Raw genomic sequence first — 11087 nt, forward strand, 5'->3', positions numbered from 1 at the left:
GGACTTCAGACCAGGGTTTTCGGGATTGGTTCTCTCTGAACCTGTTTTTGCGTTCAAGTTGTAGTGATTTGTGCAGATGTGCGTGTCCAGAGTCCTGCTTTTCCCTGGAGGCAGATGGGAGAATCTGCCAGGAGTGATTTTTACAGGGATACAAAAACAGACTCAATCGGCTTTCGGAGAGAGCGGCATCAGAGGAACGATCATGCTGGTGGCCTGTTTCCCTCGCCCAAACGCTTGCGGGCAGGCGTGCAGCAGGCACGCAGCCACGAAGACCAAAACCCAATTGATCGAGTTCAGGTATTCGGAATACTGATGCAGCGTGTCAAACGTTTCACTTCGGGGTTGCCCCGGTGGATCAATCGCCTTGAGCAATGGCAAATAAACCTGCCAGTAATCGTACATGGCGATCGCAATGGCCAGTGTGAGTAACGCCAGAATTAAGTAGTCGCGTCGCCACTGACGGCGCCATGCCAGTACCAGAGTTGATGTCCAGGCGCCTGCCAGACAAACAAATTGAAACGCATAAAACGCGGCGAATCGCCGTTCGACCAGAACGTCCTTCACCGCATCTTCCAGTGAGGGTGTCGTCACTTCCCGGATACCGGCTACAACAAACAAAGCTGCGGCTCCTAACCAGAAGGCGGTCAAAAATCGGGCGGCTGATGCTGTCTGTTCAATCCAGCGCGGTTGACCACCACAAGCAGCCATCGTTTGCTCCCCTGAAAACCTACGCCTAACCCGAAGCCTTCGTCTCGGAAACCAAGACAACTTTCTGATGGCTTAAAGCATGGATGTTTTCTGATGAGCAGACAAGTGTTGCCGAGTCTGAAGCCATGGGCGCCATCATCGATTCATGACATCTTGTGCAGGAGATCGATCGATTGCGAGATTTTGACAGCCTTGAAAACACCAGCGGGCCAGCTCAATGACGAGCCAGCCCGCTGGAATTCACCGACTACGGCACAATCTCAAACGCGATGCCACTTCCCTGTAGCAGACAGTCTGGCCCACGTTAAGCCAGTCGCTGGAGATCATGATCAATCGGGAGAGTGCCGTGTCACGGCTTTATCTTGGGGGGCAAATCGCTGCAATGTCCTCATTTGTCGGACTTTACCATTTGCTTAACCCCACTCTTCAGGTTTGACAGGCTAATAGTAAAACTCTTTCACGAAAGCACCGCATCCTGGCGGCGTAAGACCCATTCGTGGATGAACGACTGACCTTCATACGCCGCCACAAGCCCCGAGAGGGGTATCTTCTTGCGAGCATGTGGAAAGCAGGCCAACGAGCCTGCGCCTTTTCGCCAGTTGCCCGGCCGATAGGCCCAACCCCCGCAAGGGGGTTAGTTGATGAAGGATTCGAGGGTGAGGCCGACGGGTTCGCGGTGTTCTGGTTTGGTGTAGTTGAGTGAGCGAACCACTTCGAGGACTTCGCTCCAGGTGGGGAACATGCGTCCGCTCTTTCGCTTGTATTCGTCCATGGCCTTCATGAATTCGACTTCGTCGCCTGAGTAGTCTCGCTCGCAGGTGGTGGGATCGATCATCCGCCGACGTTCAACTTTCCGGCGGGGAGTGGAAGGCTGGCGTCGCTCTTCAACGGTTGTTTTTTCGCTGGCCAGCTTTTCCTCGACCTTAGAACGACGATCACCAGCCACGCGGCGATTTCGACTTCGCTGCTCCGTCTTGGCAATCGCATTCATCTTGGCGGGATCAAGGGTCGCAGATCGAGGCATTGGGGAAATTCCTGAGAATTGAGGGGGAATGTGCCACGCTAAACATCAGGCAGGCACTTAGGGGTACTCGATTATGCCTATATCTTTCACGATCAGGCTGAGTTCAATGCCCTTAACGATTCGATAATTTACGGAAACATTGCGGCATTGCCGACTTTTCCTGAAACAACGATTGCAACGATCAATCGGATTAAACATCAATAAAGGGAGCGTTTGTGCTCGGCGAGACATCAGGAGAAACTTAATTTTCTACAGATTGCCGCTTCAAGAAATTGAATTCTCGCAGTTCAACGGGGATTTCAGTAAAACCAATTGTTGGGGGAACTTGTGATCTGCCGCATTTGATGGGCGTTAGTATCACATTGTCGTTTGCAGAGATTTTCCCTGCTGAAGCTGATTTGACTGTTCAAGGAGTTCCGAATGTCCATGGTTTATGCAGGTCATCGACCCGTGGGGTTCCTGCTTTCGATCAGGCAACGGACAATATCCCTCTGGACAACTTCACTTTGGGCGACGCTGCTAGGCATGGTTCTGGCGCTGTTCGGCGACTGGGGGAATGGGCAACAGGCCATGGCGCAGGGAGCCGCGGTCGATTCTCCCAAGAAAACATCTTCCACCAGAAAGGAAGACGAGACCAGGCGTCCTCGGGATCAGGATCTGGGAACAAAGCGGGGCAAGGTGCCTGTGCAACCGGGAGTGCGCGATTTTTCCTCACGGAACTTTCTTGTCCATACCGACCTTCCCCCCGATGAGGCCAAAGATCTGCTGGAGCGGTTGGAAAATATGCTCGTGCTCATCTCCAGGTATTGGGGAAAGCCAAACCGTACAACGATTGAAATGTATGTCGTTAAGGATCTCTCCATCTGGCCACCTGGCTCCATTCATCCTTCAGGGCTAGCCAGCATTGAAGAGGGGGGCGGGGTCACTATTGGTCAGACAGCGTTCATGGCTGGAGAGGCCGTTGATTCAAAAGCGGTGGTTTATTCCGTCGCCAGTCGAGGGACTCCCCAGCATGAAGCTGTCCACGCTTATTGCATGCTCAACTTTGGTCGAACCGGGCCGGTCTGGTATGCTGAAGGGATGGCGGAAATGGGGCAATACTGGAAGGAAAAAGATATCTCCGTTTCCATTCATCCCGGTGTCTTTGAGTACCTGAAAAGTACCCCTCCGAAATCTCTGGATGAAATTATCGCTCCCGGACAAACGACCGGCGACAGTTGGCAGAATTATGCCTGGCGTTGGGCGCTTTGCCAGCTTCTCGCTAACAACACAAATTACTCTGCCCGCTTCCGGCCATTAGGTTTGTCTTTACTTTCCAGTCGTCCGGGAAGCTTTGAGCAGACCTATGGCCCCGCTGCACGGGAAATCGCCTTCGAGTATCAGTTCTTTCTCGAGAACTTTGAGCAAGGCTATCGGACTGATCTTTGTAGTTGGGACTGGAAGACCAAAGCCATTCCTCTACGCAGTACGGGGGTTGTTCAAACCAAAATCGAAGCAAAAAAAGGCTGGCAAGCTTCGCGGCTTCAGGCCAAAGAAGGTGAAACCTATCAGTTCACCGCGACGGGAACATGGAAGCTCTCAGCCGAGAGCGAAGCGGTCTCGCCCATGGCAGTGAGCGGAAAAGAGGATGGCCAGTTGGCTGGCATTCTCTTTAATGACTATGAGCTTTCCAAGCCATTTCTCATTGATATTGAAAAGGGCTGGACAGCTCCTTCCAGCGGCATACTCTTTCTTCGCTGCCATGAAGGCTGGGGAGCACTTCAGGACAACGTGGGGGCTGTCACGGTAAAAATCAAGCTCGCGGAAGCAGACGGTATTCGCTCAGGCAACGCTCCATGAAGAATGGTGCGCCGTGCCTGAGCGATCTTCCGTCATGTCGTTAATCATCAATAATGAGCAATGCTTATCGGCCGTAGTAATATCCGCCCACATAGGGTGATGGCACGCTTTGGTAGTAGTAGCCATTCCCATAATAGGGCGTCCCGATATTGAGCTGGAATCCTGGACGATAGCCGCCGTAATAGGGTGCCGTGTTGTAATAACCTCCACGGAAGCCTGAACCATAATAACCATGCTGATGATGGTTGTGGTGATGGCCGTGATTATTGTGGCCATGATTGTGATGACCGTGATGATGACCACCAGCCAATGCGTTTGAGCTGAGTCCTACTGCCAGAAGCGCTGCCGCAGAAATGGCCATGAGCGTTTTCATCGGAATCCCTTTCGAGTCAGACGGAAGTCAAAGCAGCCGAAGAGAGGTCTTCACTGCCACACCCACAAACTCGGGTGGGTGCTGATACTTCCTGTTGAGTCGCAAGCGAGGGGCCAGATCGCCAAAAAAGTGATGAATCGGCAGAAATAGCTGCTGGAACAGCAGTTACAGCCAGAATTTCCGGCAAGGTCACTGCCATCAAACGGATAATAGTGCCGTCAATCTGACAGGATGCTTTTAAGGATTTCTCATTGAGCAATCAGGCGACACGATCTCTGAAACAACGCATCAAACAGTGTTAAATTGAATGAAAATAGCGAAGAACTTCATGAAAGATTAACCGTCGGAAACCAAGGTGGCCGCGAGGGCCTGTGGATCACATCGGCGCAGGATCGTCAGTTCTCGCCCGGCCTTCACGATTGACTTCAATACAGAGGTGGATAATGCGGCAAGTCACAGCCCGGCGCGGCTTCACATTGATAGAACTCCTGGTCGTGATTGCCATTATTGCGCTCCTGATTGCGTTGCTCTTACCAGCAGTTCAGCAAGCGAGAGAAGCCGCACGCCGCACACAATGCCGAAATAACCTCAAGCAGATTGGACTGGCATTGCACAATTATCACGATGCCTCTCTGGCATTCCCGCAAGGCTATATTGACGGCAGCACCATCAGCAACGGAACAGTACAAGACAATGGCTGGGGATGGAGCACAAGAATCCTCCCTTATCTCGATCAGAAAAATCAATATGAGCGATTCAATCTGAGTCTTCATCCCTTTGGAGCTAATAGCAGCTCAGAGAATATCGAAGCTGTGGGAACACCCTTAAGTGTGTTCAATTGCCCTTCGGACATTAAGCCCGAAGTCACAACACTGCATAATCCGAGTGATCGGGGATATGTCGAAAAAATTGCGACCACCAGCTACGTCGGATCTCTGGGAGCATTTATCCAGAATATGTGTGTCAGCCAGTCGAGCCGAGATCACAACCCTTTGGCGAATGGTCTGTTTACAGCGAATCGTGTTCGAAAAATCCATGACATCACGGATGGGACATCCAATACCATCGCCGTTGGAGAAGCCACCTGGGCGATCTCGACAAAACAAGTCCTCTACGGAGCAATCATGCACCAGGGCGGTGCTCACTGCCACGCCAATTCCGTGGGCACCGCTGTTGATATGCCCACCTGGCGATTACTCCGGACGACCCGGCTGAAACTGAACGGCCCTGATCCACTCAGGCCACAAACCGGCTTCCATAGCCTGCACGCGGGAGGAGCGCATTTTCTGTTTATCGACGGTTCCGTCCGCTTCGTCAGCGAAAATATCCAGCACACCGACTCGGACACCAGTGATCCAGCTTCCAACTGGGGTCTCTACCAGAGAATGGCAGATATCAATGACGGCCAGGCTCTCGGCGAATTCTAATCAGTAGCAACGCAATATCAAACTTTGCGGAGAAGAACTATGAAGCACATAACTGCGACGAAAGCTTTTCCGGTTCGATATATCCGGTCGATCATTTATTGCCTGTTTCTCGCTCCCCTGGTGTTTACTTCAACATCCTGTGGGCCGTCCGGGCCAATACTCGGGTTTGTAGATGGGCATGTCACCTTCAATGACGAGCCATTGGCAGGTGCCATCATCACCTTCGTGCCGACAGACCCCACAGGAACCACTTCAACCGGCGTGACAGATGCTCAGGGTCACTACGAGTTAATATATACGATTGGTAAAAAAGGAGTGCTTGTTGGTCGCCATGATGTCAAAATTCAATACGAAGCGCCCACCGATCGCGATGGAGAACCCATCGCCAAGCCGGGGCAACGCACGATTCGCCTCCCTAAAAAATACAAGGAGCGGGGAACCCTTACGGCAGAAGTCTGGGCAGAACACCAAACCATTGACTTTGCACTTTCCAATGCAAAATGAGAGAAAACCAAAGCCGTTTCTTCTCGCCGACACTGATGAGTAAACCACCCAAGCGGCAATATAGAAATTGACACACGAACACCGTGCTGTATTCTCAACGTCGTTCGTCTGTTAAGAATCACAGGTGTGGTGGCATTATGTCTGTCGTTAAACGCGTTGTCGGTTTGCCGTTTCAATTCGGCGGTGAGGAGCATTCCGGTTGGCTTCCTCCAGGGGCTGCACATCCGCTTCCAACGCCGATTGAGGACGTTCTGCTGGATGTTGAAATTCAGTCTGACTCAAGCGGCTTCTTGCTTTGTTGGCTCGTTCGCGACTCGACGTGCGCAGGTGACGGTTGGTATCAGACACTTGCTGAAGCAGAGCAAGCCGGACTTAATGACTTCGGTATTGAGGCGGCAGCGTGGCGAAACGCCTAACCATTCTCCGTATAGATCCGATCCTCGCGATCCGAGGCAATGTGCCCGCACACGTGCCACTGAGGAGACCTCGATGAGTGCATTCCTGAATCACTTTCGTTCGGATCCGGAACTGGATGGCTTGCGGCGACTGTGGAAAACAGACAAGCCGTTGCTCAAGGATGCGGTCGTCGCGTTTGCGCCGCCGTATTCTGATTATCCCAAAATGAAGGTTTCAAAATCACTTGGCCCCGACAGCGGGCCGGCTTGCCCCTCGGCCCGGAATGCAAGTTCTGACGTGGAAGTGGCCTTATACGCCAGAACTCGGGAGGGATTCGGCGACGTTCATGAGAACGCCTGGAAATTCTTGCAGACCAACACAGCGGCCGTCGAAGCCGCGTTGCGCCGCAAGCTTTTTGCCTGGCATAACAAACAACTGGTTCAGTTTCATGAGGAGTATTTGCCAGACGACCCCTCGCTGCAGAAGTACTGGAAACAGATAGAGAGCCAGATATCAACGACGGATGCGTCTGCGATCGATGTGCTTTTCAAACTGGTCGGCATAGGCCTGGCTGATCACGGACTCGACGAGTGCGGTTTCAGCTCCTTTGAATTTCAGACCGGTTGGGATCGTGACCACGGCCTCGGGATCTTAATGCACAGGGATCGTGTTTTGGCAGCTGGAGGCATGGGTGAGATGATCTATGGTGATGACCTCACAGCAGGCGTCCGTGCGGTACAGGCTTACGATCTGGACGAGGGCGACTATTCGCTTTTGAAATAAGCGAACACCGGCCGCGCTCTCTGCGTGCATTATCTGCTTCAAAAACGTCAAGTTGAAGCAGATTTGCCCTGACGCCTGAACCGGCTGACCACCCGGAATGCTTCCAGGCTTGAGCAGGACAGTCATTGTTGTTTTCAGCCATCAAGCTTGGGAAGTTGATTGCCTGACCCAATCAGTTGATTGCCTGAACAGCATGATCAGGTCAAAGTATGTTGAATCAACATCGGGAAAATCCCTGTCGGCGTTTGTGCCCTGCACGAGCGGTCTGCCGGGGAGAGTCGGCTATTGAACCTGAGAGTGCTCAACAATGATGTGCCAACTGACGAAACAATTTGTCGCCATCGCTCTGCTGATGACCATGATGACCGGATATTCTGTCGGACGGGCGGAGGCGGCCGACGCCCCACTCCCTCTTCCTGAAAGAACCTGGCAGGGAATCCCGGGGCTGGAACGAACCGTTGGTGGCCGTGTCTTCGTCTCCTGGTTCACCGGTGGCGCCAAAGAACCGGCTCCAGAGAATACCGTGGTGCTGGTTTACAGTGATGATGCGGGAAACTCGTTTACCAAACCTCAAGCCATGGCACTCCCCTCGGATGGCACGCGGTGTTTTGATCCGACACTGTGGATCGATCCCCGCGGTCGACTGTGGTACATCTTCAATCGAGGGAATCAGACAACCGCCGTCCATGACGTGCATGCTCGCATCTGCGATGATCCCGATGCCAATCCTCCCGTTTTCGGAAAGGAATTTCGTGTCGGCTACGATGCTCCCTATGCCTTCCGCATGAACAAGGTCACGGTTCTGTCATCTGGCGAATGGATCATGCCGGTCACGCTCGCACAGGAACCCATCCCCGCCTGGTTTGCCGGCCCCAGGCAATTGCAGGGCGTCGGGATTTCAACCGATGAAGGAAAGACCTGGAAGCTGCACGGAGCCATCAAAGCTCCCGAATGGGCGCTGGAGTGCATGATCACCGAATTACGTGACCAGCGGTTATGGATGCTGATCCGTACCGGCAGTGGTGTCTTGTGGGAAAGTCACTCCTCCGATAAAGGCCGCACCTGGAGCGAAGGCCAGAAGACGACCATCGCCAATCCCGGTTCCCGCTTTTTCATTCGTCGACTCTCATCCGGCCACCTGTTGCTGGTTAATCATTACAAGTATCAAGGCCGCAGCCATTTGACCGCTAAGATCTCCAAAGATGACGGAGCGACCTGGAACGAAGGTTTGTTGCTGGATGAACGTCGCGACGTCTCTTATCCCGATGGCGTGGAAGACCGTAACGGACTCCTCTGGATCACCTATGATCGTGATCGTCAGAAATCGGGAGACATCTTATTCGCGACATTCCGTGAGGAAGATGTGCTCGCAGGGAAAAATGTTTCCGGCCAGGTGCGTCTCAAGCAGAAGGTGAATTCGCTGGATGATGTTAAAAAACTCATTCCTCCAAACTGGGACGCTGTGCGGGCGGGTCATCATGTCATGCAAGGCCTTGTAAAGGTGACGGGGCCAGACATTAAAGGGGCACACGATGCCGAGTTTGTCTGCGTCGGCGATCATGCTTACATCGTCGCTGAGGTCAATGCGACCAAGGCCGGGGAAAGTGCAGGATGGCCGGAAATTTACTGCACCCTCTCCATCGTCCACCTGAAAACACTCACCCTTGAAACCATCATTCCTTTTGCCCGCAGTGAACAAAAATTTGAGAACGAAACGCTCCCGGTGGGAGCCTGCTTCGTTCCCCGTATCCTGCAGAAAGACGATCACACGCTGCGATGTTATTTCGCCAGTGAGCAACCCGGCCAGCGTCAGGCTCAAACCTGGTATCGGGATTTTGATTTGAATCAGCGGCTGTTTGACCCGTCAATCCACAGGGCCAAATTAAAGACCGCCGCAGGAACCTTCGACATGCAGCCTCGTGAATTTTACGAAGATGCTGCTGCCAAAGGATTCAGGAAACCGGCCAGGGATTATGGCCTCTACCTGTTCGACTCATTCAAGGACATTGATGGTCGGAAATATATTGCGCTAAATAACTATCCCGCCCGGCAGAATGCTTTAGCAATTGTACATAACGATCTGGCCACATTTGAAGTCATTGGCCACTACAACGAACCGCAGTCGGCAGCCCTCAGCGAATCGGCAGTAAACCGCCTTCCCGATGGAACATGGATGGCCATTTGCCGCAACGATCAGGGGAATTATCACTTCACGACCAGTCCCGACGGAAAGTCGTGGAGTGTCGGACGAGAACTCCCCTTCGTCACTAACGGAAGCAACTCGAAACCCACATTCGATAAGTTTGGAGACGTCTATTACCTTGGCTGGCAGGACGCTAAGAAGATTGATGGCGCAAGCCGCAGCGTGTTCAACATCGATGTCTCCCGCGACGGAAAGACATGGCAACGCAAATACCGCTTTGAAACCCCCATGTCATTTCAGTATCCAACCTTCCACCAGCATCACGGTGCCATCTGGGTCGCCGTGACCCAGGGTGACAACGACCCCAGCCGTAAAGAACGTATCATGTTCGGTAAGCTGGAAGAGATTGGCCAGGAATAGTGTGTGTCACAGCTTAAAAGCGAGGTTGAACAGGTTGTAACGTCCTCCGTTACGCAAGCCCAACCCCATAGCTAAGCCGTGATAAAGCACAGCGTCGAATATGATAAATATCTCGCTGGTCGTTTTTGTTTAGCAATGACGACCGGGCCATTCAGTATTCTGTGCCCGGGCGGATTGAGGATTCCCGGAGAGACCGTACTTGGTCAAAAATGAGACGTTCTACCTCGCGGTAGACAGTCGTGATGAATGAATCATTTCTGACCGTGAGCAGTATAAAGCTGCTGCATAAAACACTGCGTGAGAGAAGTGGCATCCATGCCGACAGACCATCCGTGGGATCTCATAGTGGTGGGAAAGAGGGATCGAGAAGGGCCTGTCCTTCTCTCACACGCAGTGCAAACTTAACGTGCATCGCGTTCTACTGGCAACAAAGCGTCTGGTGCGATGTTGTGGATTTTCAAAAGATCAAGTCGCTTCAAAAGCCGCATGATCTTTCAGTCGGTTGAGCCTGGCTGAATGTCAACCCGCATGACTTAAGGCCCATTACAGTATGGCCCATTGCAGTGTTGCCATGAAAAGCTCGCTACTGACTTAATTCCTGAAACAGGGGGTTGAAATGAGGCATCTCGGCCTTGAGGTGCTCCAGCCATGCCACAGGATGCCATAGCTCGACACAGATCACAGCACCCACGACCACGATCTCCTGGTTCGCCGCCGCTCCCAGAAATTCCCGGAAGCCATCAGGCAGCAAGAGGCGAGATCGATTGGTGAATTGCACTGTACGAAAGCGTGTCGAAAGCAGGCGGCCTAACCGCTGCACTTCGCTGTAACGCTGTTCCATCCGACCCGCCTGGATCTTCTGATGGATCAGTTGCACGCCTTGCTCGAGTTTCTGCTTCCAGTCCTTTGCCCGCCAAAGGCTCAGGCATCCGGCCCGTTCCTTGGCGAGGATTGCGAACCCCTCTTCATCCGTAACAGCCCGAGCAAACTCAGGCGGTAGCGTCAGTCGAAAGCGTTCATCAATCGTTCGCGAGACTTCGCCCGAAATCATCCCGCCGACCACCATCGCGGTGCCGTCGAAAGCTTCGCCACGAGAGGATTCCGAATCCTCTCCGGAAGCATCCGACTCACGAGATGATGACGAACTGACCAAGACAACCTCACGAAGCCCGAAGACTCGGTATGCACAGAAAAGCGAACAAAGAAATCGTACCTGCGCCACTAACTAGTTGGGCTGAAAATCCACAAAAAACAGTATTTCAAAGATCAATTGGGCTGAAAACCCACATGTGCGAAGATCCTACCCAGAGGTGCCTGTGACTTCAAAGCAATTTGTTCCGGTTTTTAGGGATTTCTCAAATTCGCGATCTTTGAGGGTTATTTCATTGGGCGAATTCCCCACAAGATGACGCGACTCTCCTAACAAGGGATCAGTCCAGATTCCGGACATCCAGAAGGCTTGGCCCAGTG

At 52.7% G+C, this 11087-nt stretch carries 10 protein-coding genes; 6 read left to right on the plus strand and 4 right to left on the minus strand.

Annotated elements, in window-relative coordinates; all coding sequences use genetic code 11:
- Window positions 1-162: 162 nt before the first annotated feature.
- Window positions 163-708, minus strand: coding sequence for a hypothetical protein (locus SH287x_RS02015; protein WP_479516771.1), 546 nt, complete (start codon window positions 706-708; stop codon window positions 163-165).
- A 634-nt stretch (window positions 709-1342) separates the two neighbouring features.
- Complete coding sequence (locus tag SH287x_RS02020) at window positions 1343-1732, minus strand: hypothetical protein (RefSeq protein WP_479516772.1); 390 nt, start codon at window positions 1730-1732, stop codon at window positions 1343-1345.
- A gap of 420 nt (window positions 1733-2152) precedes the next feature.
- Between SH287x_RS02020 and SH287x_RS02025 the strand changes: the two genes are divergently transcribed.
- Window positions 2153-3571 carry a hypothetical protein gene (locus tag SH287x_RS02025; protein WP_479516773.1) on the plus strand — a complete coding sequence of 473 codons (1419 nt, stop codon included), beginning with the start codon at window positions 2153-2155 and terminating at the stop codon, window positions 3569-3571.
- 64 nt (window positions 3572-3635) lie between these two features.
- Here SH287x_RS02025 and SH287x_RS02030 read toward each other — a convergent pair whose 3' ends face one another.
- The gene (locus SH287x_RS02030; protein ID WP_479516774.1) at window positions 3636-3944 is read right to left on the minus strand and encodes a hypothetical protein; all 309 of its coding nucleotides are present in this window, start codon (window positions 3942-3944) and stop codon (window positions 3636-3638) included.
- 443 nt (window positions 3945-4387) lie between these two features.
- Here SH287x_RS02030 and SH287x_RS02035 point away from each other — a divergent pair, with 443 nt between their 5' ends.
- The 5 genes from SH287x_RS02035 (at window position 4388) to SH287x_RS02055 (ending at window position 9617) form a co-directional block, all read left to right on the plus strand.
- On the plus strand, window positions 4388-5371 hold the full coding sequence (locus SH287x_RS02035) for a DUF1559 domain-containing protein (RefSeq protein WP_479516775.1): 984 nt from the start codon (window positions 4388-4390) through the stop codon (window positions 5369-5371).
- A gap of 39 nt (window positions 5372-5410) precedes the next feature.
- A complete protein-coding gene (locus tag SH287x_RS02040; RefSeq protein ID WP_479516776.1) occupies window positions 5411-5875 on the plus strand; it encodes a carboxypeptidase-like regulatory domain-containing protein in 465 nt (154 codons plus the stop codon).
- Window positions 5876-6012: 137 nt separating this feature from the next.
- Window positions 6013-6291: a hypothetical protein gene (locus SH287x_RS02045; RefSeq protein WP_479516777.1), complete on the plus strand. Its 279-nt coding sequence runs from the start codon at window positions 6013-6015 to the stop codon at window positions 6289-6291.
- Between the two features lie 121 nt (window positions 6292-6412).
- On the plus strand, window positions 6413-7054 hold the full coding sequence (locus tag SH287x_RS02050) for a DUF6985 domain-containing protein (RefSeq protein ID WP_479516778.1): 642 nt from the start codon (window positions 6413-6415) through the stop codon (window positions 7052-7054).
- A gap of 307 nt (window positions 7055-7361) precedes the next feature.
- The gene (locus SH287x_RS02055; protein WP_479516779.1) at window positions 7362-9617 is read left to right on the plus strand and encodes a sialidase family protein; all 2256 of its coding nucleotides are present in this window, start codon (window positions 7362-7364) and stop codon (window positions 9615-9617) included.
- Window positions 9618-10200: 583 nt separating this feature from the next.
- On the opposite strand, the gene SH287x_RS02060 is transcribed toward SH287x_RS02055, so the two are convergent.
- On the minus strand, window positions 10201-10770 hold the full coding sequence (locus tag SH287x_RS02060) for a division/cell wall cluster transcriptional repressor MraZ (protein WP_479516780.1): 570 nt from the start codon (window positions 10768-10770) through the stop codon (window positions 10201-10203).
- Window positions 10771-11087: the final 317 nt, after the last annotated feature.

It is taken from the genome of Planctopirus sp. SH287 (genome assembly GCF_056500625.1).

Coding starts and splice junctions, on each gene's coding strand:
- SH287x_RS02035 (WP_479516775.1), top strand. CDS start 4,388: ATGCGGCAAGTCACAGCCCGGCGCGGCTTCACATTGATAGAACTCCTG.
- SH287x_RS02025 (WP_479516773.1), top strand. CDS start 2,153: ATGTCCATGGTTTATGCAGGTCATCGACCCGTGGGGTTCCTGCTTTCG.
- SH287x_RS02045 (WP_479516777.1), top strand. CDS start 6,013: ATGTCTGTCGTTAAACGCGTTGTCGGTTTGCCGTTTCAATTCGGCGGT.
- SH287x_RS02040 (WP_479516776.1), top strand. CDS start 5,411: ATGAAGCACATAACTGCGACGAAAGCTTTTCCGGTTCGATATATCCGG.
- SH287x_RS02030 (WP_479516774.1), bottom strand. CDS start 3,944: ATGAAAACGCTCATGGCCATTTCTGCGGCAGCGCTTCTGGCAGTAGGA.
- SH287x_RS02020 (WP_479516772.1), bottom strand. CDS start 1,732: ATGCCTCGATCTGCGACCCTTGATCCCGCCAAGATGAATGCGATTGCC.
- SH287x_RS02015 (WP_479516771.1), bottom strand. CDS start 708: ATGGCTGCTTGTGGTGGTCAACCGCGCTGGATTGAACAGACAGCATCA.
- SH287x_RS02055 (WP_479516779.1), top strand. CDS start 7,362: ATGATGTGCCAACTGACGAAACAATTTGTCGCCATCGCTCTGCTGATG.